This is a genomic window from Shinella sumterensis (genome assembly GCF_004514425.2).
GTDB lineage: Bacteria > Pseudomonadota > Alphaproteobacteria > Rhizobiales > Rhizobiaceae > Shinella > Shinella sumterensis.
Map to the genome: position 1 here is coordinate 293304 of NZ_MYFN02000004.1, position 22402 is coordinate 315705.

At 65.5% G+C, this 22402-nt stretch carries 18 protein-coding genes; 13 read left to right on the top strand and 5 right to left on the bottom strand.

Translation table 11 applies throughout. The features are described 5' to 3' along the window. Positions 1-59 precede the first annotated feature (59 nt). The 3 genes from lepB (at position 60) to era (ending at position 2564) form a co-directional block, all read left to right on the top strand. Entirely contained in the window at positions 60-830 is a 771-nt protein-coding gene (gene lepB, locus B5M41_RS10560) for a signal peptidase I (protein WP_160872679.1), read from the top strand. Then, positions 827-1540, top strand: a complete 714-nt coding sequence (gene rnc, locus B5M41_RS10565; RefSeq protein WP_134649778.1) for a ribonuclease III — start codon at positions 827-829, stop codon at positions 1538-1540. Before lepB ends, rnc begins: the two co-directional genes overlap by 4 nt. Positions 1541-1619: 79 nt before the next feature. Beyond that, a complete protein-coding gene (gene era, locus B5M41_RS10570; RefSeq protein WP_134649779.1) occupies positions 1620-2564 on the top strand; it encodes a GTPase Era in 945 nt (314 codons plus the stop codon). An 18-nt stretch (positions 2565-2582) separates the two neighbouring features. On the opposite strand, the gene B5M41_RS27025 is transcribed toward era, so the two are convergent. Further along, positions 2583-4946, bottom strand: a complete 2364-nt coding sequence (locus B5M41_RS27025; protein WP_134649780.1) for a putative bifunctional diguanylate cyclase/phosphodiesterase — start codon at positions 4944-4946, stop codon at positions 2583-2585. After that, entirely contained in the window at positions 4933-5982 is a 1050-nt protein-coding gene (locus tag B5M41_RS10580) for a polyamine ABC transporter substrate-binding protein (protein WP_134649781.1), read from the bottom strand. The genes B5M41_RS27025 and B5M41_RS10580 overlap by 14 nt, the downstream gene beginning before the upstream one ends. Positions 5983-6202: 220 nt before the next feature. On the opposite strand from B5M41_RS10580, the gene B5M41_RS10585 reads away from it, so the two are divergent. Together B5M41_RS10585 and bla are read left to right on the top strand one after the other, a co-directional pair. Then, on the top strand, positions 6203-8512 hold the full coding sequence (locus B5M41_RS10585) for a Tex family protein (RefSeq protein ID WP_134649782.1): 2310 nt from the start codon (positions 6203-6205) through the stop codon (positions 8510-8512). Positions 8513-8650: 138 nt separating this feature from the next. Continuing rightward, positions 8651-9544: a BKC/GPC family carbapenem-hydrolyzing class A beta-lactamase gene (gene bla / locus B5M41_RS10590; RefSeq protein ID WP_134649783.1), complete on the top strand. Its 894-nt coding sequence runs from the start codon at positions 8651-8653 to the stop codon at positions 9542-9544. Positions 9545-9574: 30 nt separating this feature from the next. On the opposite strand, the gene B5M41_RS10595 is transcribed toward bla, so the two are convergent. Continuing rightward, positions 9575-9898: an ArsR/SmtB family transcription factor gene (locus B5M41_RS10595; RefSeq protein ID WP_134649784.1), complete on the bottom strand. Its 324-nt coding sequence runs from the start codon at positions 9896-9898 to the stop codon at positions 9575-9577. Positions 9899-9968: 70 nt separating this feature from the next. Between B5M41_RS10595 and B5M41_RS10600 the strand changes: the two genes are divergently transcribed. Next, positions 9969-10457 (top strand): SRPBCC domain-containing protein, encoded by a 489-nt coding sequence (locus B5M41_RS10600; protein ID WP_134649785.1) that lies wholly within the window; start codon positions 9969-9971, stop codon positions 10455-10457. Between the two features lie 76 nt (positions 10458-10533). Here B5M41_RS10600 and B5M41_RS10605 read toward each other — a convergent pair whose 3' ends face one another. Next, a complete protein-coding gene (locus tag B5M41_RS10605) occupies positions 10534-11244 on the bottom strand; it encodes a L,D-transpeptidase (protein ID WP_134649786.1) in 711 nt (236 codons plus the stop codon). Positions 11245-11448: 204 nt separating this feature from the next. Here B5M41_RS10605 and recO point away from each other — a divergent pair, with 204 nt between their 5' ends. From recO to B5M41_RS10625, 4 genes are all read left to right on the top strand, one after another. Further along, complete coding sequence (recO, locus tag B5M41_RS10610; RefSeq protein WP_134649787.1) at positions 11449-12213, top strand: DNA repair protein RecO; 765 nt, start codon at positions 11449-11451, stop codon at positions 12211-12213. Positions 12214-12356: 143 nt separating this feature from the next. After that, positions 12357-15188 (top strand): DUF2339 domain-containing protein, encoded by a 2832-nt coding sequence (locus B5M41_RS10615; RefSeq protein WP_134649788.1) that lies wholly within the window; start codon positions 12357-12359, stop codon positions 15186-15188. A 36-nt stretch (positions 15189-15224) separates the two neighbouring features. Further along, the gene (locus B5M41_RS10620; protein WP_134649789.1) at positions 15225-15878 is read left to right on the top strand and encodes an HD domain-containing protein; all 654 of its coding nucleotides are present in this window, start codon (positions 15225-15227) and stop codon (positions 15876-15878) included. Positions 15879-15957: 79 nt separating this feature from the next. Further along, positions 15958-16803, top strand: a complete 846-nt coding sequence (locus tag B5M41_RS10625) for an MOSC domain-containing protein (RefSeq protein WP_134649929.1) — start codon at positions 15958-15960, stop codon at positions 16801-16803. Here B5M41_RS10625 and B5M41_RS10630 read toward each other — a convergent pair. Then, complete coding sequence (locus tag B5M41_RS10630; protein WP_134649790.1) at positions 16800-17792, bottom strand: magnesium transporter CorA family protein; 993 nt, start codon at positions 17790-17792, stop codon at positions 16800-16802. The genes B5M41_RS10625 and B5M41_RS10630 overlap by 4 nt on opposite strands. A gap of 299 nt (positions 17793-18091) precedes the next feature. On the opposite strand from B5M41_RS10630, the gene B5M41_RS10635 reads away from it, so the two are divergent. The 3 genes from B5M41_RS10635 to B5M41_RS10645 all read left to right on the top strand — a co-directional run bounded on the left by B5M41_RS10635 (position 18092) and on the right by B5M41_RS10645 (position 22368). Then, on the top strand, positions 18092-19327 hold the full coding sequence (locus B5M41_RS10635; RefSeq protein ID WP_134649791.1) for an MFS transporter: 1236 nt from the start codon (positions 18092-18094) through the stop codon (positions 19325-19327). Positions 19328-19494: 167 nt separating this feature from the next. Next, on the top strand, positions 19495-20574 hold the full coding sequence (gene nadA / locus B5M41_RS10640; protein WP_134649792.1) for a quinolinate synthase NadA: 1080 nt from the start codon (positions 19495-19497) through the stop codon (positions 20572-20574). Between the two features lie 195 nt (positions 20575-20769). Continuing rightward, complete coding sequence (locus tag B5M41_RS10645; RefSeq protein ID WP_134649793.1) at positions 20770-22368, top strand: L-aspartate oxidase; 1599 nt, start codon at positions 20770-20772, stop codon at positions 22366-22368. Positions 22369-22402 lie beyond the last annotated feature (34 nt).

Consider the following 22402-nt stretch of genomic DNA (forward strand, 5'->3'; position numbering starts at 1 on the left):
CCGCGTCTTTTTGACCGATGTGATTTCCAACGGGCAACCTTTCCTCTATAGAGGGCCTCATGTTAGCAAATAAGGACAAGTCGGGCGTGGCAGAGAAGACTGAGAAGGCCGAAGGCGGCCTGTGGGAAAACGTCAAGGTCATCATCCAGGCGCTGCTGCTCGCCGTCGTGATCCGCACCGTGCTTTTCCAGCCCTTCACCATTCCGTCCGGCTCGATGATGCCGACGCTGCTGGTCGGCGACTACCTGTTCGTCAACAAGTTCTCCTACGGCTATTCGAAATATTCGCTGCCCTTCTCGCCGAACCTGTTCTCGGGCCGCATCTTCGCGAGCGAGCCCAAGCGCGGCGACATCGTCGTGTTCCGCTTCCCGCCGAACCCCGACATCGACTATATCAAGCGTCTCGTCGGCCTGCCGGGCGACCGCGTGCAGGTGCGCGACAGCATTCTCTACATCAACGACAAGCCCGTCGAGCGCCAGCAGGACGGCTTCTTCCGCGCCGATGACCAGTACGATACCGGCGAGAACATCCCGATGTTCCGCGAGACGCTCGACACGGGCGTCTCCTACGACACGCTGGACACCCGTCCGGGCACCGTCGGCGACAACACGCGCGAGTTCATCGTGCCCGAAGGCCATTATTTCATGATGGGCGACAACCGCGACAACTCCGCCGACAGCCGTTTCGACGTCGGTTTCGTGCCCGCCGAGAACCTCATCGGCCGCGCCAGCCTGATCTTCTTCTCGCTGGGCCACGACACGTCCTTCAGCGAAATCTGGAAATGGCCGGCGAACCTGCGTTGGGACCGCCTCTTCAAGGTCGTTGAATGAAGGGCGCCATTCCGTTGAACGACGTCAACCGCAAGGCCCTCGAGGAGCTGATCGGCTACGTCTTCACCGACAAGGATCGCCTCGACCGGGCGATCACCCATGCAAGTGCGCGGCCCGGCAAGGGCAGCAACTACGAGCGGCTGGAGTTTCTCGGCGACCGCGTTCTCGGCCTGTGCGTGGCCGAGATGCTGTTTCGCACCTTCCGCGATGCCAAGGAGGGGGAGCTCTCCGTTCGCCTCAACCAGCTCGTCAGCGCGGAAAGCTGTGCGGCTGTTTCGGATGATCTCGGTCTCCACCGCTTCATCCGCACCGGCGCCGACGTCAAGAAGCTCACCGGCAAGGCCATGCTGAACGTCAGGGCCGATGTGGTGGAATCGCTGATCGCAGCCATCTATCTCGATGGCGGGCTGGAGGCCGCGCGCGGCTTCATCCTCGCCAACTGGGAGGGCAGGGCGGCGCGGGCCGAGGGCGCGCGGCGCGACGCCAAGACGGAATTGCAGGAATGGGCGCACGCGCGGTTCGGCCTCACACCGAATTACCGGGTGGACGAGCGCTCCGGACCGGATCATGATCCCCGCTTCACCGTGACGGTCGAGGTCAAGGGCGTGGCGCCGGAAACCGGCATCGATCGCTCGAAACGGGCCGCCGAGCAGGCGGCCGCGACGAAGATACTGGAACGCGAAGGCGTCTGGCCCAAGGCCGGCGCCTGACCGCATTTCCACCTTTTGAAATTGCATGGAAACAGGAACGTGGGGCCTTCCGCCGGAAGGACCCGGATTGACGGATATCATGACGGAAGAAACCAACACCCCCGCCGAGACCGGCGCCGCAGCCGAGGGCGCGACCCGTTCGGGCTTCGTCGCCCTGATCGGCGCCACCAATGCCGGCAAGTCGACGCTGGTGAACCGGCTCGTCGGCGCCAAGGTGTCGATCGTCAGCCACAAGGTGCAGACGACGCGCGCCATCGTGCGCGGCATCGCGATCCACAACAACGCGCAGATCGTCTTCATGGACACGCCCGGCATCTTCAAGCCGCGCCGCCGGCTCGACCGCGCCATGGTGACGACCGCCTGGGGCGGCGCCAAGGATGCCGACTTCATCATGTTCCTGATCGACAGCGAGCGCGGCCTGAAGGGCGACGCCGAGACGATCCTGGAAGGCCTGAAGGAAGTCCACCAGCCGAAGATCCTCGTGCTGAACAAGGTCGATCGCGTCAAGCCGGAAGACCTGCTGAAGCTGACGGCCGCGGTGAACGAGGTCGTGAAGTTCGAGCGCACCTTTATGATCTCCGCGCTCAACGGCTCGGGCTGCGAGGATGTGATGGACTATCTTGCGGCCGCGCTGCCGGAGGGGCCGTGGTACTATCCGGAAGACCAGATTTCCGATCTGCCCATGCGCCAGCTCGCCGCAGAGATCACGCGCGAGAAGCTGTTCCTGCGTCTCCACCAGGAGCTTCCCTATTCCTCCCATGTCGAGACGGAAAAGTGGGAAGAGCGCAAGGACGGCTCGGTGCGTATCGAGCAGGTCATCTATGTCGAGCGCGACAGCCAGAAGAAGATCGCGCTCGGCAAGAACGGCGATGCCATCAAGGCCATCTCCACGGCGTCCCGCAAGGAGCTCTCGGAAATCCTGGAGCAGCCCGTGCACCTCTTCCTCTTCGTGAAGGTGCGCGAGAACTGGGGTGACGATCCGGCCCGCTTTCGCGAAATGGGCCTCGACTTCCCGACATCCTGATCCGTCGGCTCGTCCGTCTCAGCCCTGGGCGCGGCGTTCCGCCGACCGCATCGTCTCGCGCGCGGTGTCCAGGAGGCGCTGCATGGCCCACACACCGAGGTCGTCGAGCGGCAGCGGACGGCTGATGAGGTAGCCCTGGTAGAGGTCGCAGCCCGCCGCGGCGAGCAGCGACATCTTCTCCGGCGTATCGACCCCTTCGGCAATGACCGACATGTCCTGCGCGTGGCAGAGTGCGATCAGAGCGCGCAAGGTGGGGAGCGCTGCCGACCGGGTCAGGCTCTCCACCAGCTCCCGGTCGAGCTTGATGGTCTCGGCCGGATATTCGATGATCTGCTGGACGGACGTATAGCCCGCGCCGAAATCGTCGATCGAGATGCGGAAGCCCTTGGCGCGCAGGATCTCGATGTTGCGGCGCGACTGCTCGCCCAGCTTGACCGCGAAGGTCTCCGTCAGTTCGATCTCGATCAGCCGCGCATCGACACCATGCCTGTCGGCGCAATCGCAGAAATGATCGCTGATCGACTTGGTGTAGAGTTCGGCGGACGAGATGTTGATGCACAGGATCGTCTCCGCGCCGAAGAGCTTCCTGACATGGCCGTAATCGGCCATCGCGCGGTTGATCACCCACCAGTCGATCTTGCTGAAAAGGCCTGTCGTTTCCGCGATGGGAATGAACTCGTCCGGCGTGACGTTGCCAAGCACCGGCGAGGTCCAGCGCAGCAGCGCCTCGCAGCCCGTGACCTTGCCCTGGCCATTGACGATGGGCATGTAGACGAGATGGAACTGCTCGTCGGCATTGAGGATGCGCAGCTCCTCCTCGATGCGGCGGCGGCGGTTGCGCTTTTCGTGCAGGGAGCGGGAATAGCGTGCCGAGCCGTTCTTGCCCTGCGACTTGGCCTGGTACATGGCCGCGTCCGCATTGGCGATGAGTTCGGGCAGCGTGCGCGCGTCCTCGGGATAGACGGCGATGCCGATGCTGGCGGTGACCGGATAGGCCTTGTCCAGCACTTCGAAACCTTCGGCGAACAGTGCCAGGATATCGCCGGACAATTCGGTGATCGTGCCGGCGCCGGGCTGGCAACGCAGCATGATGGCGAATTCGTCGCCCGAGAGGCGGGCGAACAGCCCCGCCGGCAGCTGCCGCTCGTCGACGATGCGCGCGACGATGTCCGAGATGCGGTCGGCGAGCGTCTTGAGCAGCTCGTCGCCGATCTTGTGGCCATGCTTGTCGTTGACGAATTTGAAGTTGTCGACGTCGATGAACAAAAGCGTGCAGCCGATGCCGGCTTCCGCCGCCTCTTCGAGCAATTGCGTCGAGCGGATGTTGAAATATTCGCGGTTGGAGATGCCGGTCAGCGTATCCGTCCAGGAGGCGTTCTGCACGAGGTCGAAGGAGTGCATGGACTGGTCGTGCAGGCGCTTGACGTTGACGGAGAGGCGGCCGATTTCGCCGATCTCGTCCATGTCGGGCAGGGCGCTGCGGTTGCCGGTCATGACTTCGGTCAGCTGGCGGTCGAGGCGGGCGATCGGGTTGGTGATGTAGCGGCGCACGAGCACCAGCACGAGAACGATGGTGCACAGGCTGAGCGCGATGGCGCCGAGCGCCAGCAGCGTCCTGAGCGTCGAAAGCCGCTCTTCGAGGAAGCCCGGCTCCGGCGTCAGGCGTGCGAAGAGCGACGGGCCGAGCGTGGCGGTCGCCGAAAGCCCGCCCTGCGCAAGGAACTGATGCCGGGCGATCTCGACCGTCGCGCCATATTCCTTCTCGAGCGCCCGCTTCAATTCGAGAAACGCCTTCGGCCGCACCGCCGTCTGCACCAGGATCGATTCGGCCTTGGCGCTGGCGACCGGGCGATTGAAGGTCACGGGGTCGATGAATTCGGAATGCACGATGAGCGGTTCGATGCCCGGCGTGTCGAGATAGGTCCACGAGGAGAGCCGCGGGCTGTCGATGGTCCGGCGGATATGCTCGAGCTGCTGCGGCGTGATCTCGGCGAAGGGATCGTCGCTGTCCTCGAAATAGTAGTCCACCGTCAGCGGCGGGCGGATGATGGCGGCCGAAATGAAGCGCTTGCGATCCTCGGAGAGCGAGGTGATGCTCTGCTGCAGCCGCACACCGAGCGCCATGCGGCGGTAATCGGCATTCGGCTCGTTGACGAACAGGCGCACCGCACCGCCTTCGACGAGCGAGTAGATGAAGCTGCGGTTCTGCATCACGTCGTTCTGGAAGACGGCGGTCAGCATGCCGATCTGCTGCCACAGCCGCGCACGCTCCAGCCCGGCGATGGACGAGCTCTGCACATAGTAGATGAGGGAGGCCGCAAGCACATAGCCGGCGAGAACGACGGGAAAGATGAGGGCGAGGGCGCGTTTACCGAGCGTCACTGAATTGAGCCAGACTGCTGAGGATGCGACGGCGGGCCTGTACCGATTGAACGGTCAGTTCCTCCTGAAGCTGGCTCTTAGCCAGGATTTCCGGGGCCGCATAGATTTCGGGATTGGATTGCATGTCTTCCGGCAGCAGCGCCATCGCCGCCTTGTTTGCCGTGGGCATGTTGAGCTTTATGGCATTGCGCGCACTGTTTTGCGCGTTGCCGATGTAATCGACCAGTTTCAGCGCCAGCGCCTTTTCCTTCGAACGCTCGCTGACCGAGATGCAGTCGAGCCAGGACAGCGTGCCTTCCTCCGGCACGGCATAGCGCCACAGATGCGGTTTGCCCACCTTGCCGTTGAGGGTGAACTGGTCGCCGCTATAGCCGAGCGCCATCCAGATGTTCGGGCCCTTGTCCGGGCTCTGCACCGAGGTGATGGCGTAGTCGTAGGTCAGCACATAGGGGGCCTGCTCCTTCATCATGTCGTAGGCGGCCTTGAGCGTCTCGTTGTCGTTGGCGTTCACCGATTTCCCGAGCAGCACGAGCGGCGCGACGAAGGCTTCGGCATGATCGTCGTACATCGCGATATGGCCGCGCAGGCTTTCCGCGGGCTTCATGATGTCGGCCCAGGAGGTCGGCGGCGTCGTGATCTTGTCGGATCGGTAGAGGATGCCCATCGTCCCCCACAGATAGGGAACGCCGTAGCCGCCGCAGCGCTTGGTCCAGCTCTCCTCGTAGTCCTTCAGCGCCGGCACGTTGCCGGTGTCGAGTGCCGTCAGGATGCCGCGCTTGCCGTAGAGCTTCGCGCCGTTCTCGTTGGTCACCACCACGTCGATATTGCTGTTGGGGTCGGCAAGGATCTCGTCGCGCACGTCGCCGCTGTCATACAGCGTCTGGCGAACCTCGGCGCCGGTTTCGGCGGTGAAGTCGGCGAGTATCTGTTCGTCGATATAGGCTTCCCAGATCAGCAGGCTGAGCGTCGTCGCATGTGCAGGCCCTGCAACGGCGAGGGCCGCTATTGAGACTGTTGCGAAAAATGCGCTGCGCATGACGATGGCCCTGTTGCCGTTCCACAGCGCACGATACCGGCGGAAGGCTTTATGAAGCGTTACAACCCCAAGGTCGGAAAGCGTGGTCGCCTCACTTTTCCGTGCTTGCCGAAGCGTCGCGATATATTGTGGACGGCCCGCCCGCCGGCCCCCTTGCGGTTGGCCTTGCGCCCTCGGCAAACTATGGTCGCCGCCCGCCGTCATCCCACAGGAGTTCGTCATGGCCCCGACCCCGCTCAAGATCGCGAACCTGATCGCCACGGAGATCAAGGCGACGGCCGCGCAGGTGACCGCGGCCGTCGAACTGATCGACGAGGGCGCGACGGTTCCCTTCATTGCCCGTTACCGCAAGGAAGTAACCGGCGGGCTCGATGATACCCAGCTGCGCACGCTCGCCGAACGGCTCGCCTACCTGCGCGAACTGGAAGCCCGCCGCGCCTCCATCCTCGATTCCATCGCAGGGCAGGGCAAGCTGACAGACGAGCTGTCCGCCCGCATCGCCGCCGTCACCACCAAGGCCGAGCTTGAGGATATCTATCTTCCCTACAAGCCGAAGCGCCGCACCAAGGCGGAAATCGCCCGCGAACGCGGCCTTGGCCCGCTCGCCGAGCAGATCCTCGCCGACCGCGCGCTGATACCGGCGGAGCTCGCGGCAAAATTCGTCTCCGCCGACGTGCCCGATGTGAAGACGGCGCTGGAAGGCGCGCGCGACATCGTCGCCGAGCAGCTCACGGAAAATGCCGACCTTCTCAAGCGCCTGCGCAACTATATGAAGGACAACGCCTTCCTGCGCTCCCGCGTGGTCGAGGGCAAGCAGGAGGCCGGCGCGAAATTCTCCGACTATTTCGACCACACCGAACGCTGGGCGACCGTGCCCGGCCATCGCGCGCTCGCCATGCTGCGCGGCTGGAACGAGGAGTTCCTGTCGGTCGATATCGTCGTGGACCAGGACAGCACCGAGCCGGTCAAGCCGGTCGAGCGCATCATCGCCTCCTTCTATGCCGTCGGCTCCAGGCCCGGCGACAAGTGGCTGGCCGACGTCATCGGCTGGACGTGGCGCGTCAAGCTGTCCATGTCGCTGTCGCTCGACCTGATGCGCGAGATGCGCGAGCGTTCGGAGGAAGAAGCGATCCGCGTCTTCGCCCGCAATCTCAGGGATCTGCTGCTTGCGGCGCCCGCCGGCACGCGCGCCACGATGGGCCTCGATCCGGGCATCCGCACCGGCGTCAAGGTCGCCGTGGTCGACAACACCGGCAAGGTGGTCGAGACGACGACGGTCTATCCCTTTCCGCCGAAAAACGATGTGCGCGGTACACAGGCCGAACTGGCCGCGCTCATCCGAAAGCACAAGGTGGAGCTGATCTCGATCGGCAACGGCACGGGCAGCCGCGAGACGGAAAAGCTCGTCGCCGACCTGCTCGCCCAGCTTCCGGCGCCCAAGCCCACCAAGGTCATCGTCTCGGAGGCCGGTGCCTCGGTCTATTCCGCGTCGGAAACGGCCGCCGCGGAGTTCCCGAACCTCGACGTGTCGCTGCGCGGCGCCGTCTCCATCGCGCGCCGCCTGCAGGACCCGCTCGCCGAACTCGTCAAGATCGAGCCGAAGTCGATCGGCGTCGGCCAGTACCAGCACGATGTCGACCAGGGCAAGCTGTCCCGCTCGCTCGATGCCGTGGTCGAGGATGCCGTGAACGCCGTCGGTGTCGACCTCAACACGGCGTCTGCGCCGCTTCTCGCGCGTGTTTCGGGCCTCGGCAAGTCTTCCGCCGAAGCCATCGTGGCGCATCGCGATGCCAACGGCCCCTTCGAAAGCCGCAAGGAGCTGATGAAGGTCGCGCGTCTTGGTGCCCGCACCTTCGAGCAGTGCGCCGGCTTCCTGCGCATCCCGAACGGCAAGGAGCCGCTCGATGCCTCGTCGGTCCATCCCGAAGCCTATGGCGTGGCCAAGAAGATCGTCGCCGCCTGCGGCCGCGACCTGCGGGCGCTGATGGGCGACAGCGCGGCTTTGAAGCAGCTCGATCCGAAGCTGTTCGTCGATGAGCGCTTCGGCCTGCCCACCGTCAAGGACATCCTCGCCGAGCTGGAAAAGCCCGGCCGCGATCCGCGTCCGGAATTCAAGACCGCGACCTTCGCCGACGGCATCGACGACATCAAGGACCTCAAGCCCGGCATGCTGCTGGAGGGCACCGTGACGAACGTCGCCGCCTTCGGCGCCTTTGTCGATATCGGCGTGCACCAGGACGGCCTCGTGCACGTCTCCCAACTCGCCGACCGCTTCGTCAAGGATCCGCACGAGGTGGTGAAGGCCGGCGACGTCGTGAAGGTGCGGGTGACGGAAGTGGACGTGCCGCGCAAGCGCATCGGCCTCACCATGCGCAAGGACGGGGCGGCCGCTGCGCCGCGCGACAACGCCCCGCGCAACGACCGCAACACCCAGATGAAGCCGAAGTTCAGCCAGGCCGCGCCCAAGCAGCAGGCCCCGGCGCAGGGGGCCTTCGGCGCCGCACTCGCCGAGGCGATGAAGAAGAAATAAGCCCTAGCTTTCCTAATGGCTGCCGGCAGAAATCGTCATTTGTTTTGGCCTCGCCCCTTGCGCATAGTCGCGGCATGGGCGGGCTCAAACGGGCCGGGCGCGCAGCGTTCGGTGCCCGGCAGACAGGACAAATGGACGATGACGATGACGATTTCACGCCGGCAGGCGATGGCCGGCGCTCTCCTTGCGATTCCCGCTGTTGCGGCAATGACGCGCTCCGCCGAGGCCGCCGGCGACGGCGCGCTCGGCAAGCGGCTCGCCGAACTGGAGGCCCGCCACAAGGGCCGCATCGGCGTTGCCATACATAATCTCGCAACGGGCGCCCGGCTCGGCCATCGCGCCGACGAGCGGTTCCTGATGTGCAGCACCTTCAAGGCGCTGCTGGCGGGGCATATCCTCGCGCGCGTCGACCGCGGGGAGGAAACGCTCGACCGGCGCATCGTCGTCAAGACGTCGGACCTCGTCGACTGGTCGCCGGTGGTGGAAAAGCATGTCGGCGACGCGGGCATCTCGGTTGCCGCGCTGTGCGAGGCGACGATCACGCTCAGCGACAACGCCGCCGCGAACCTGCTGCTTGCCGTGTCGGGCGGCCCGGAAGCCGTCACAGCCTTCCTGCGCGGGTTCGGCGACACGGTGACGCGCCTCGACCGCACGGAGCCGACGTTGAACTATCACGACAGCCCGGCCGACGAGCGCGACACCACGACGCCGGCGGCCATGACAGACACCCTGCACAGGCTCGTTCTCGGCGACGTGCTTTCGCCGCAGGCCAAGGCACAGCTTGCCGCCTGGCTGGTGATGAACAAGACGGGCGATACGCGGCTGCGCGCCGGCTTCCCGGCGAACTGGATGACCGGCGACAAGACCGGAACGAACGGCGACAAGGCCGGCAACGCCAACGATGTCGCCATCGCCTGGTCGCCGGATCGCGGCGCGATCGTGGTGACCGCCTTCGTGGAGATGCCCGGCATCTCCGGCGACGACCGCAACGCCATCATCGCCGAGATCGGCCGCGTCGCGGTCGGGGTCTGATTTTGCGAGGCGCCGTCGAAAGGCGGCGCCTCAGCCCTTCAGTTCGTCTTTCAGCGCCGACAGCACGTTCATGGCATGGCCGGCATACCGGCTGATCCAGCGGTCATGGATGGCCTGGATCGGCAGGGCGTTGAGGTGGTTCCAGCGCTCGCGGCCCTCTCTGCGCGGAATGACCAGGTCCGCCTCTTCCAGCACCTTCAGGTGCTGCATCACCGTGCAGCGGTCCATGTCCGGAAATTTCTCGCACAGCGCGCGCGTCGTCAGCGGTGCGGCCTTGATCGCGTCCAGCATCTGCCGCCGCTTGCCGTTGGCAAGCGCCTTGAAAACGGCGTCCTCTATCGATTCGGTTGACATGTTATATTTTTATAACCTATTTTGACCGGGTACAAGACAGGGAGGGCGGGTACGCCCCAAGGAGGACGGCATGACGCTGGAATTTCGCGTGAACGGGCGGATCGGCAAGCCGGTTGCCGAGGTTTTCGACGCGGTGGTCAATCCGAAAAAGCTGAGCGGCTACTTCACGACGGTCGGCGGCGCGAGCGCGCCGCTGGTCGAGGGTACGACCGTCACCTGGTGGGGCATGGCGCCCGTCATCGTCGACAAGGTGGAGGAAAACGCCCTCATCGTCTTTCGCTGGGATGCGATGGTCGATGAGGGGGAGGCGCCCTACAAGACTCGCGTCGAGATGCGCTTCAAGCCGCTCGACGACGGCGGCACCATGGTGACCATCGCCGAGACCGGCTGGCGCGAGAACGAGCGCGGCCAGAAGTCGTCCTACATGAATTGCGAAGGCTGGTCGCAGATGCTCGCCTGCATGAAGGCCTATGTCGAGTACGGCATCAATCTGCGCGAAGGCTACTATCCCAGCGAAATGAAGGGGGTGGTCACCGCAGAGCAGCAGGATTTCACGTAAGGGGCCATAATGCGCGCTGGATCATGAACCCCGCCAGCATCGTGCATATGGTGCGCGAGCCCGAGCCTGGTGAGGCTCAGATCGCGGCCGGCGGCACCAGGCCGTCGGAGGCGGCCATCGGGCCGGGCTCTTCGACCGGCGTATGGTGTTGCAGCACCACGACGCGGCTGCCCGTGGGAACACGGCCATAGAGGTCGATGATGTCCTGGTTGAACAGCCGGATGCAGCCGCTGGAGACCGCCTTGCCGATCGACCACGGCTCGGATGTGCCGTGGATGCGGAAGAGCGTGTCCTTGCCGTCCTTGTAGAGATAGAGCGCGCGGGGCCCGAGCGGATTGGTGAGGCCCGGCTCCATGCCGCCCGCCCATTTCAGGTTGCGCTCGGGTTCGCGCGCGATCATGTTCTGGGTGGGTGTCCAGCGCGGCCATTCCGCCTTGCGGCCGATGCGCGCCGCGCCCTCGAATTCCAGCCCCGCCTTGCCGACGCCGATGCCGTAGCGCATCGCCATGCCGTCGCCCTGCACGAGATAGAGGAAGCGCTCCTGCGTATCGACCACGATTGTGCCGGGCGGCTCCATCGTCTGGTAGGCCACCTGCTGGCGGAAGTATTTCGGGTTGACCTTGCTGATGTCCATCGCCGGCAGCGGGAAGCGCTCGTCGGGATGCGGCCCGTACATCGCCACATGCATCGGATCCGGCCCCTTCTGCTTAACCTCCATGACCGTCGTGGCGCAGCCGGCGAGCGTCGAGGCGAGAACGAAGAGGGCGATGGAGCGAAGCAAACGCATGAAAACGGCACCTGTCATGTCAGTGAAATCAGGCTTTGCAGCCTTCGGGCGGTCTTTCGGGGGCAAAGCGGGCGAGGGCAGGGCGAGAAGAAAGCGAAACTGTGGCAAGGGCTTGGGTGTGGCCCCAGCGCCACGCGGCGTTCCGCCGCACGCGGACCACCCGCCCGCCTTGCAGGCGCGGGGCCGAAGGCGTAAGGCTTGGCCATGCAGTGGAGTGATGAGGCCATCGTTCTGGGCGTTCGGCGCCATGGCGAAACGTCCGTTATCGTCGAGGTCATGACGCGTGGCCGCGGCCGGCATCTCGGCATGGTGCGCGGCGGCCGCTCGCGGACCATGCAGCCGGTGCTCCAGCCGGGAAATTCCGTCGATGTCACCTGGCGCGCGCGGCTCGATGAGCATCTCGGCGAATTCCGCATCGAGCCGGTGGAACTGCGCGCGGCCCGGCTGATGGAAACGGCGACCGCCGTCTACGGCGTGCAGGCCATGGCCGCACTCCTGCGCTTCCTGCCGGAGCGCGATCCGCATCCCCATCTCTACGAGGCGCTGACCGTCATCCTCGATCACCTGCACGAGCCCTCTGCCGCGGGCGAGCTTCTTATCCGCTTCGAGCTCGCCGTCCTCAACGATCTCGGCTTCGGCCTCGATCTCCTGGAATGCGCCGCCACCGGCTCGCGCGAGGACCTCTGCTACGTCTCGCCGAAATCGGGCCGCGCGGTATCGCGTGCCGCCGGCGGGCCCTGGGCGGACAGGATGCTGGCGCTGCCGGCGTTCCTGGGTGATGAAAGCCGCCACGCCGCCGATGCCGCGGCCCTTTCCGATGGCTTCCGGCTCACGGCCTTTTTCCTCAACCGCTACGTCTGCGAGCCCCGCGGCCTGACCCTCGCCAACGCCCGCGACGGCTTCGTGCAGGCTGCGCTGAAGGCGCTGGGGACGGCGGAAGAGATGCGTGCCGGGGAAGCCGGCGCGTGACCGTTGTGCGTGGCGCTGGTCGCCCCTGCCGAAATCTCGATCCCAATCCTGTGAAGAGATCGCGCGCCTGAAACGTAACCCTGTTTGGCGTTTGAAGAAAAACGGGTAGTCTGCCGCCCGAACCTGGCCGTCCTGGAGTTGTAATGCTGGAAATCCTTACCCTCGTCGCGTTCGGTCTGGCGCTCTATACCCTCAACGCATCCCGCACCAGCGCGCAGAAGATCAGCGAAGAGGTGCTGCGTCTCCGGCGCGAGGTGGAGGCACTGAAGGCGGCAGGTCCCGTGGCGGCGGTCGAGGGGCAGGCCGACGATGTCGCCGCACCTGCGGATGCCGCGGACGAGCCCGACCAGGAAACGTTCGAAGGCCCATGGGCAGGAACGACCGACGAGCTTGAAAAGGGCCGCGCCATCTTCGGCGGCGCGCCGGCCGAAGAAACGCCGGAAACCGTCGCGGCAAGCGAGACGGCGCAGGATGTGGCCACGGCTCCGGCCACCACGCCTGTCGCCACCCCGGCCAAGCCGCGCGAAAGCTTCGAAAGCCGCATCGGCGCGCGCTGGGCCGTCTGGGTCGGCGGCGTCGCGCTGGCGCTCGGCGGCATCTTCATGGTGAAATACTCCATCGAGGCCGGGCTGCTCAGCCCCGCGGTGCGCCTGTCGCTCGCCGCCGTCTTCGGTTTGCTGCTGATTGGCGTCGGCGAATTCGTGCGCCGCCGCACCCAGCCGCTCATCGCCAACGCCTTCCAGAACGCCATGATCCCCGGCGTGCTGACGGCCGCCGGTGCGCTGACGCTCTTTGCCGTCACCTATGTCTCCTACGCGGTCTACGGCTATTTCGGACCGCTGACGGCCTTCGTGCTGCTGGCGATCGTTTCCTTCGGCACGATCGGCCTGTCGCTGCTGCACGGGCAGGCGCTCGCGGGCCTCGGCCTGCTCGCCTCCATGCTGACACCGGCTCTCGTCTCCACGGAAAATCCGAGCGCCTGGGGCCTGTTCGGCTTTCTCGGCATCGCGTGGCTCGCCACCTTCGCCGCCGCGCGCATCCGCCGCTGGCAGGCGGTGCCGGCGCTCGCCAATGCCGGCATGCTGATGTGGACGCTGCTCTATCTGACGCAGGCGAGCTATGTCGATGTCATTCCCGTGCTGCTCACGATGCTGCTGCTGGCGCTCGGACACGGCCTGCTCTGGCCGGGCAGCGTAACGGCGGAAGACGTTCCGCGTCCTGCCGCGACACCGGCGGCGCCGTCGACCGCGCTCGACCGCCTGTTCGCTCCGCCGCTGCTTGCCGTTTCCCTGACCGGCGCGCTCGCCATGGTGTTCCCGGCGCTCGTGCTGGCCAGCAAGGTGCCGACGATTGCGTATGGCGAATACGCCTTCGCAGCCATCGTGCTGGCGCTGGCCGTTCTCGGCACGCTGCGCGGCTGGGCGATCTATCCGGCGCTCCTGTCGGCCATCGCTGCCGTCGGCGGCGTCATGAAGATGACCGCGCTGCCGGGCGGCCTCATCGATCCGTTCACGCTGATCGAACCGCCGACGCTGGATGGCGCGCAGCCTGTTTCCGTTCTCGGTCTGGTGCCGGTCAATCTGCTGCTCGTCCTGGCGGTCGCCTATGCCGCGATCGGCCTTGTCGCGGTGCGCCTGCAGGGCAGGGGCGAGCGCGCCTTCGCCGCGATCTGGAGCATACTGGCGCCGGCCGTGCCCTTTGCGATCCTTGCCGTCAGCTTCCTGACGCTCGGCAATCTCTCCTTCGATCCCAGACACGGTCTTCTCGCCATCGTTCTCGGCCTCGTCTTCTTCGCAGCCGCGGAGATGTTCTCCCGCGAAAGCGAGGCGCAGGACGGCGCCGACGTCACGCAATGGGCCTTCGCCGCCGGCGGCTTCGCCTTCCTCGTCCTTGCGCTGCACGCCCTGACCGATGGCCTGGCGACCACGCTCGGCATCGCCGTCCTCGGCACCATCGCGGTCTTTGCCACGCGCCTGCGCCGCTGGCCGGTCCTGCCCTGGCTGATGGCGGCCGCGGCAATGCTCGTCGCGGGCCGCATCGCCTGGGAGCCGACCATCGTCGGCGCGGCCAATCTGTCGAAGACGCCGGTGTTCAACCAGCTTCTCGCCGGTTACGGCATTCCCGCCGCACTGCTCGCGCTCTCCACCTTCGAACTGCGCCGCTGGCCGGGCGAACGCATCCGCAATCTCCTGCAGGCGCTCGCCAGCCTCTTCGTCCTGCTGACGGCGGCGATCCTGGTGCGCCACGGCATGAACGGCGGCGTGCTCGACAGCGCCGTGCCGACGCTCGGCGAGCAGGCGACCTATACGCTGCTGATCATCGGCGCCTCGGCGGTCATGATGTCGCTCGACCTCAAATCGCCGAGCCCGGTCTTCCGCTATGGCTCGATGGTGGTCGGAGTGCTTTCGGTCCTGTCGGTGCTGAGCGCGCATTTCATCGGCCTCAACCCCTATTTCACCGGGGAACTGCTCGGCAAATGGCCGGTGCTCGACCTGCTGCTGGTCGGCTACCTGCTGCCCGGCCTCGCCTATGGCGGGCTTGCCTTTTATGCGCGCCACCGCCGGCCGCTGCCCTATGTCATCATGCTGGCGCTCACGGCCGTGGCGCTCGCCTTTGCCTGGGTGACGCTCTCGGTTCGCCGCTACTGGCACGGCGAGGGCATCGCCGACTGGAAGGGTTTCCTCCAGCCGGAGACCTATACCTATTCCGTCGTCTGGCTGCTGCTCGGCGTCATGCTTCTGGCGATCGGCTCGAAATTCGATTCCCGCAGCATCCGCCTTGCCTCCGCCGGCCTCGTGCTGATTTCCGTGGTGAAGGTCTTCCTCGTCGACATGTCGAACCTCGAAGGCATCCTGCGGGCGCTCTCCTTCATCGGGCTCGGCGCGGTGCTGATCGGCATCGGCCTGTTCTACCAGAAGATCCTGTCGCGAAAGTCAGGGACGGAGGACGCGGCGGAATTGAACGCCGAAGCGTGACGGGCTAGGGAAGGGGCACCATTCCGGGATCGCTCCATGTCCTTCGCTTGCCTCGCCGCTGCATTCTCGCCGCTCGGAGACCTTGCCGAACGCCTGCTGCCGCAGGCCTTCGCCGCCGATGACGGCTCGCACGACGCCGCCCATCTCATCCGTGTGTGGAAGAACGCCCGCCGCATCCAGGCCGAGGAGGGCGGCGACCTGCGGCTGCTTGCCGCCGCCGTTCTGCTGCACGATTGCGTGGCCGTGGAGAAGAATTCGCCGCTGCGGGCGCAGGCCTCGCGCCTTGCCGCGGAAAAGGCTTCGAGCCTGCTTTCCGACGAAGGCTGGCAGGAGGCGGACATCGCCGCCGTCGCGCATGCCATTCTCACGCACAGCTTCTCCGCCAATATTGCGCCGGAGACGCTGGAGGCGAAGATCGTTCAGGATGCCGACCGGCTCGACGCGATCGGCATGGTGGGCGCGGCGCGCTGCTTCTACATTGCCGGGCGCATGGGCAGCGGCCTTTACGATCCCATGGATCCGCTGGCCGAAAATCGCCCACTCGACGACAAGGCCTTCGCCATCGATCATTTCGAGGTGAAGCTCTTCAGGCTCGCCGATGGTTTTTGCACGCCGACCGGCAGCCGCATGGCGGCGGAAAGGACGCAGCGCCTGCGCGTCATCCGCGACATGATGCTGGATGAAATCTGAGGAAAAACATGCTTTTGTGATGCCGGATTGAATCGATCCGGCAAGGATTTGAATCGATATGTCAGGAAAGATCGCCGTCATGCAGGTCGAGGGCCTCAACATCCATCCGCTGAAGAGCGGCCGCGCCATTCCGCTGGAAACGGCGACCGTCCGCATCGACGGCCTGGCCGGCGACCGGCGCTACATGATCGTCGAGCCGGACGGCCGTTTCATCACCCAGCGCGAATTGCAGGCGCTGGCCCGGGTCGAAGCCACGGCAGTCGGTGAAAGCCTGCATCTCGAAATGGACGGCCGCCAGCTCTTCGCGAGCTTCGAGCCGGAGGATCGCCTCGATGTCGTGATCTGGGATACGCCCGTCAACGCGGCGGTTGCCGATCCCGCGGTCAACGAGGCGCTTTCGGAATGGTTCGCCCGCCCCGTCAAGCTCGTGCACATGGATGCGCTGGCCCGTCGCGCGGAAGGCGAGGCATGGGCGGGTACTGCGGCGCCGGTCGGCTTTGCCGACGGGTTTCCGGTTCTCGTCACGACGACCGCATCGCTCGCCGACCTCAATGCGACGCTGACGGACAAAGGGCAGGAGCCGGTCGGCATGGATCGCTTCCGCACCAATATCCTCGTGTCGAGCGACGAGCCCTGGGCCGAGGACCTCTGGGAAACGATCGAGGTGGGCGGTGTCGTCTTCGACCTCGTCAAGCCTTGTGCCCGCTGCATCATGACGACACAGGACCAGACGACGGGCGAACGCATCGGCGGAAATCCGATCCAGGGGCTCGCCGAAAAGCGCATGTCCGCCGACCGGCGTGTCCCCGGCGTCCTGTTCGGCTGGAACGCCGTCCCGCGCAACGATGGCAACATTCGGCTGGGCGATCCGGTGCGCGTGACGAAGACGCGCACCGAGCGCTGGCCGATGAAGGTGCGCGGTTAGACCCAGCCGCGCCGCTTGAAGTAGAGGTAGGGCATCAGCGCCGAGATGATCATCAGGCCGACGGCATAGGGATAGCCGAAGTGCCATTGCAGTTCCGGCATCAGTTCGAAGTTCATGCCATAGGCCGACGCGACCAGCGTCGGCGGAAGGAAGACCACCGAGGCGACGGTGAAGATCTTGATGATCTGGTTCTGCTCGAGATTGATCAGGCCGAGCGTCGCGTCGAGCAGGAAGTTGATCTTGCCGGACAGGAAGGCCGCATGGTCGCCCAGCGAGGTGGCGTCGCGCTGCACGAGCTTCACCAGCTGGCGAACCTCCTTCGAGGGCCGGCGTGAGGGGCTTTCCAGCGCCGCGTGATAGGCGACGAGCCGCGAGATGCTGACGAGGCTTTCGCGCACGCCGCTCAGGAAATCGCCCTTGCGTCCGAGTTGCTCGATCAGCGCCTCCAGGTCACGCGTCTTCTTGCGCGAGGAGGCCTTCGTGCTGCGGAACACGCCGCGCGAAATGCCGTCGATCTCGTTGCCGAGCCGTTCCAGCACATCCGCCATCCGGTCGATCACCGCTTCGATCACGCCGAGCATGACATCCTCGCCCGTCTCGTAGCTGTGGCCGTTGCCGCGCAGTGCCCGCGTGCAGAAGGTGGAGAAGGGCTTGGCGTCGGCATGGCGCACCGTGATCAGCGTCGGTCCCCTCAGGATGAAGGTGATCGGCGTCTTGGCCGGTTCGTCGCTGTCGAGGTTTGTCAGCGCCGTCATGGTCATGAAGGACGCACCGTCCTCCTGATAGAGCCGGGCCGACAGCTCGATGTCCTCCATTTCCTCCCGCGTCGGGATGGAAACGTGAAGGGCCTCCTGGACGTCCTTGATTTCCGCGGGCGTCGGGCTGAGCAGGTCATACCAGAGGGCGGGCGAGATCGCCTGCTCGATGGCCGGGTTGGAAATTTCGCGCAGGCAAAAGCGGTCGGCCCTGCGGGCGTAAATCTGCAGCATGCTTCACTCCTTTGAGGGCAGGCGAACCGCCCGGAGCGAAGCGTGAAGCCGCTACCGGACAGGTCGTTCGACTGCTCTCGATCGTCTACTGTCGGGGTCCATTGTCTTATCCGGTTTGGTTTGGCGTCCTGTGACGCCTGCGGTGGAGATGCGCCTAAAATCGCCCCGCGTCAAGTCGATCTGGCAGGGCGGGAAAGCCGGCCGGATTCCATCAGCGCCGCTGATCTTCCGGTCAATTAAATTCGCTTTTGTTCATCGATGGCGAAGCCTAGGTTCGGCAACCCGATCTGGAGACCGCCATGTCCGCCCCAACCACCCTTGCGACACCCTCCGCCAGCCGCCCGATGCCCTGGGGCATCGTCGTCGCCGGCTCGCTGATCGCCGTGCTCACCTTCGGCCCGCGTTCGGCCATGGGCTTCTTCCAGCTGCCGATGCTGCAGGATACCGGCTGGGATCGCACGACCTTCGGCCTCGCCATGGCCTTGCAGAACCTCGCCTGGGGCCTCAGCCAGCCGTTCTTCGGCGCCATCGCCGACAAGTTCGGCACTTGGCGGGTGTTGCTGGTCTCCGGCCTCGTCTATGCGCTCGGCCTGTTCCTCATGTCGCTCGGCACCTCGCCGCTCTGGCTGCATATCGGCGGCGGCGTGCTGGTCGGGCTCGGCGTCGGGTCCGGTTCGTTCGGCATCCTGCTGTCGGCCTTCGCGCGCAATGTCACGCCCGAGCAGCGCTCCATGGCCTTCGGCATCTGTACGGCGGCGGGCTCCGCGGGCATGTTTCTCTTCGCGCCCCTGTCGCAGCGTCTCATCAGCGCCTATGGCTGGTCGGACAGTCTCGTCTATCTCGGCATGCTGATGCTGCTCGTGCCGCTGATCGCCATTCCGCTGCGCGGCAACGCCTCGTCCGGCATCACCGCGGCGAGCGAATACAAGCAGACGATCGGCGAGGCCCTGCGCGAGGCCCTCGGCCACCGTTCCTACCTGTTGCTCGTCTCCGGCTTCTTCGTCTGCGGCTACCAGGTCGCCTTCATCACCGCGCATTTCCCGGCCTATCTCGGGGATATCGGCATCGATGCGCGCTATGCGGTGATCGGCCTGGCGCTGATCGGCTTCTTCAACATCATCGGTTCGCTGGCCGCCGGCGTCATCGGCCAGCGCTACTCCAAGCCCTATTTCCTCGCCTATATCTACATCGCCCGCTCGGTCGCCGTTTCGGCCTTCATCCTGCTGCCCAAGTCGCCGGCCTCGGTCATCATCTTCGCCATCGTGATGGGCCTGCTGTGGCTTTCCACGGTGCCGCCGACCAACGGCCTCGTCGCCATCATGTTCGGCACCAAGCATCTCGGCCTGCTGGGCGGCATCGTCTTCCTGTCGCACCAGGTCGGCTCGTTCCTCGGCGTGTGGATGGGCGGCTATCTCTACGACCATTTCGGAACCTACGATCCGGTCTGGTGGCTCGGCGTGGTGCTCGGCATCTTCGCCGCCATCGTGCACTGGCCCATCGAGGAAAAGGCCGTGGCGCGCCCGGCCGCCGCCTGAACGAAACGGGCGCGGCGCCACGAGGATTTCGGGCGCCGCTCCTTGCAAACCGTCACAAAAGTTTTTAAATCAGAACCACCGGCCATGCCGGTTTTGTTTTAGGGCCATTATGCTCATTTTGAGCAAAATGGCGACGCCGCCGGAGGGCGGTGGAAGAGGAGGGTTCCATGACCGTTCTGGCCCAGCATGCGCCGGCAGCAGATGCACCGCGTCCGCTCACCGCAGCGGAGCGCTTCGGCGTCCTTGAAAAACCGGACCTCACCTTCACGCCCGAAATCGCCCGCGAGACCGAGCATCTCTACGAGAAGGTCAAGCAGTTCATCCCGGCCTTCGAATGGCCGGTCTATGCGCCCTATGTCGCCGCCATCAACCGGCTGAAGCGCGAGCGCGGCGCGGTCATCCTGGCGCACAACTACCAGACGCCGGAGATCTTCCACTGCGTCGCCGATATCGTCGGCGATTCGCTGCAGCTCGCCCGCGATGCCACCAAGGTCGATGCCGAGATCATCATCCAGTGCGGCGTGCATTTCATGGCGGAGACCTCCAAGCTCCTGAACCCGGAAAAGACCGTTCTCATCCCCGATTCCAAAGCCGGCTGCTCGCTGTCGGATTCGATCACCGGCGCGGATGTGCGGCTCCTGAAGGAGCGCTATCCGGGCGTGCCCGTCGTCACCTATGTGAACACGTCTGCGGATGTGAAGGCGGAGACGGATATCTGCTGCACCTCGTCCAACGTGCTGGCCGTCATCGAAAGCCTGGAGAGCGACACCGTCCTCTGCATTCCCGACGAATATCTGGCGATGAACGTCGCCAAGCAGACGAACAAGAAGATCCTGACCTGGAAGGGCCATTGCGAGGTGCACGAGCGCTTCACCCCGCAGGAGCTCTTGTCCTACAAGGAAGCCCATCCCGGCATCGAGATCATCGGGCATCCGGAATGCCACCCTGATGTCATCGCCGTCTGCGATTTCGCGGGCTCCACGGCGGGCATGATCAACTATGTCAAGGACAACCGTCCCTCGCGCGTCCTGCTCGTCACCGAATGCTCCATGGCCTCCAATATCCAGGCCGAACTGCCCGGCGTCGATTTCGTCAAGCCGTGCAATCTCTGTCCGCACATGAAGCGCATCACGCTGCCGAAGATCCTCGACAGCCTGGTGACCATGACGGAGGAGGTCGTGGTGGACCCGGCGATCGCCGACCGCGCCCGCCTCGCCGTCGAGCGGATGGTGAATTTGAAGCAGTAGGAAGCGCGACCGGAAGGACGCGAAGGGACAGGACGCGAGCGTTGCGGCTTTCGATCTCCCCCCTTGTGGGGGAGATGCCCGGCAGGGCAGAGGGGGGTGAACCTCCTCCGGTGTCGTCGCCACCCCCTCTGTCACTTCGTGACATCTCCCCCACAAGGGGGGAGATCAGTTCGGTGCTCGCAGGAGGAAACAGGCATGCCCATCGAAAGTTTTCGCCCGCAATCCTGGAACGGTATCGACGATATCGTCATCGTCGGTGGCGGTCTGGCCGGTCTGTTCTGCGCGCTGAAGCTCGCGCCGCGGCCCGTCACGATCCTCGCGGCCGCGCCGATCGGGCAGGGCGCCTCCTCAGCCTGGGCGCAGGGCGGCATCGCTGCGGCCATGAGCCCCGGCGATACCTTCGACAAGCACGTGGCCGACACATTGGAAGCCGGCGCCGGCATCGTCGACGAGAAGATGGCGCGCTTCATGGTCTCCGAAGGCCCCGCCCGCATCCACGATCTGCTCGAATACGGCGTGCCCTTCGATCGCGACCTGGAAGGCAAGCTCCTGCTGTCGCGCGAAGCGGCCCATTCCGAGCGCCGCATCGTGCGCGTCAAGGGCGACATGGCCGGCAAGGCCATCATGGAGGCGCTGATCGCGGCCGTGCGCAACACCCCGTCGATCCGCGTGCTGGAAGGTTACGTGGTCGAGGAACTGGTGCGCGAGGGCCGTTTCATTTCCGGCGTCGTCGCACGGCCGGATGCGGGCCAGTCGAAGCGGCGCGTGCATTTCCCCGCCCGCGCCGTGGTGCTGTGCTCGGGCGGTGTGGGCCATCTCTTCGCCGTCACCACCAATCCGTGGGAGGCCTGTGGGCAGGGTGTGGGCATGGCCGCGCGCGCCGGCGCCATTATCGCGGATCCGGAATTCGTGCAGTTCCACCCGACCGCCATCAATATCGGCCGGGATCCGGCGCCGCTCGCCACCGAGGCCCTGCGTGGCGATGGCGCCCATCTCGTCAATTCCGCCGGCCACCGCTTCATGCTCGATATCCACGAGGATGGCGAGCTCGCCCCGCGCGACATCGTCTCGCGCGGCGTCTTCGCGGAGGTCCAGGCCGGCCGAGGCGCCTTCCTCGATTGCACCAGCGCGGTCGGCGCGCATTTCCCGGACATGTTCCCGACGGTCTACGCATCTTGCATCGCCGCTGGCATCGATCCCGTCACCCGGCCCATTCCCGTCGTGCCGGCCGTGCACTACCATATGGGCGGCGTGCTGACGGATGCCGAGGGCCGCACCTCCATCGACGGCCTCTGGGCAGCCGGTGAGGTCACCTCGACGGGCGTGCACGGCGCCAACCGCCTCGCCTCCAATTCGCTGCTCGAAGCCGTCGTCTTCGCCGCACGCATCGCCGAGAACATCAAGGGCATGTTGCCCGAGCCCAAGCTCAACGACTGGGGCGAGAATGCCGGCGAGAGCGACGACCTCGTCACCATCGAGGACAGCGCCGCGCTCAAGCGACTGCGCCGCCTCATGAGCGACCATGTCGGCGTGATCCGCAGCCGCGAGGGCCTGATGACCGCGATCCGCGAGATCGCCACGCTGGAACGCGAGAACACCCGCATGCGCTTCCACAATATCGTCACGACGGCGAAGCTGATCGCGGCCGGCGCCTATCTGCGCGAGGAAAGCCGCGGCGGCCACTTCCGCTCCGATTTCCCCGAGCAGAAGGCAAGCTGGAAGCACCGCACCTTCCTCACCCTCGCCGAAGCCGACCGCGTCGTCGCCGAACTCTCCGAAACGAAGGCGGCGTGAACGACCACGCATCCACGATCTGAACAGGACAAGC

What these genes read in the sequence shown, in the direction of transcription:
- B5M41_RS10585 (WP_134649782.1), top strand. Translation starts at nt 6,203, where the DNA reads ATGGCCCCGACCCCGCTCAAGATCGCGAACCTGATCGCCACGGAGATC.
- recO (WP_134649787.1), top strand. Translation starts at nt 11,449, where the DNA reads ATGCAGTGGAGTGATGAGGCCATCGTTCTGGGCGTTCGGCGCCATGGC.
- B5M41_RS10645 (WP_134649793.1), top strand. Translation starts at nt 20,770, where the DNA reads ATGCCCATCGAAAGTTTTCGCCCGCAATCCTGGAACGGTATCGACGAT.
- B5M41_RS10615 (WP_134649788.1), top strand. Translation starts at nt 12,357, where the DNA reads ATGCTGGAAATCCTTACCCTCGTCGCGTTCGGTCTGGCGCTCTATACC.
- B5M41_RS10580 (WP_134649781.1), bottom strand. Translation starts at nt 5,982, where the DNA reads ATGCGCAGCGCATTTTTCGCAACAGTCTCAATAGCGGCCCTCGCCGTT.
- lepB (WP_160872679.1), top strand. Translation starts at nt 60, where the DNA reads ATGTTAGCAAATAAGGACAAGTCGGGCGTGGCAGAGAAGACTGAGAAG.
- B5M41_RS10625 (WP_134649929.1), top strand. Translation starts at nt 15,958, where the DNA reads ATGCAGGTCGAGGGCCTCAACATCCATCCGCTGAAGAGCGGCCGCGCC.
- B5M41_RS10595 (WP_134649784.1), bottom strand. Translation starts at nt 9,898, where the DNA reads ATGTCAACCGAATCGATAGAGGACGCCGTTTTCAAGGCGCTTGCCAAC.
- nadA (WP_134649792.1), top strand. Translation starts at nt 19,495, where the DNA reads ATGACCGTTCTGGCCCAGCATGCGCCGGCAGCAGATGCACCGCGTCCG.
- B5M41_RS10630 (WP_134649790.1), bottom strand. Translation starts at nt 17,792, where the DNA reads ATGCTGCAGATTTACGCCCGCAGGGCCGACCGCTTTTGCCTGCGCGAA.
- B5M41_RS10620 (WP_134649789.1), top strand. Translation starts at nt 15,225, where the DNA reads ATGTCCTTCGCTTGCCTCGCCGCTGCATTCTCGCCGCTCGGAGACCTT.
- B5M41_RS10605 (WP_134649786.1), bottom strand. Translation starts at nt 11,244, where the DNA reads ATGCGTTTGCTTCGCTCCATCGCCCTCTTCGTTCTCGCCTCGACGCTC.
- bla (WP_134649783.1), top strand. Translation starts at nt 8,651, where the DNA reads ATGACGATGACGATTTCACGCCGGCAGGCGATGGCCGGCGCTCTCCTT.
- rnc (WP_134649778.1), top strand. Translation starts at nt 827, where the DNA reads ATGAAGGGCGCCATTCCGTTGAACGACGTCAACCGCAAGGCCCTCGAG.
- B5M41_RS10635 (WP_134649791.1), top strand. Translation starts at nt 18,092, where the DNA reads ATGTCCGCCCCAACCACCCTTGCGACACCCTCCGCCAGCCGCCCGATG.
- era (WP_134649779.1), top strand. Translation starts at nt 1,620, where the DNA reads ATGACGGAAGAAACCAACACCCCCGCCGAGACCGGCGCCGCAGCCGAG.
- B5M41_RS10600 (WP_134649785.1), top strand. Translation starts at nt 9,969, where the DNA reads ATGACGCTGGAATTTCGCGTGAACGGGCGGATCGGCAAGCCGGTTGCC.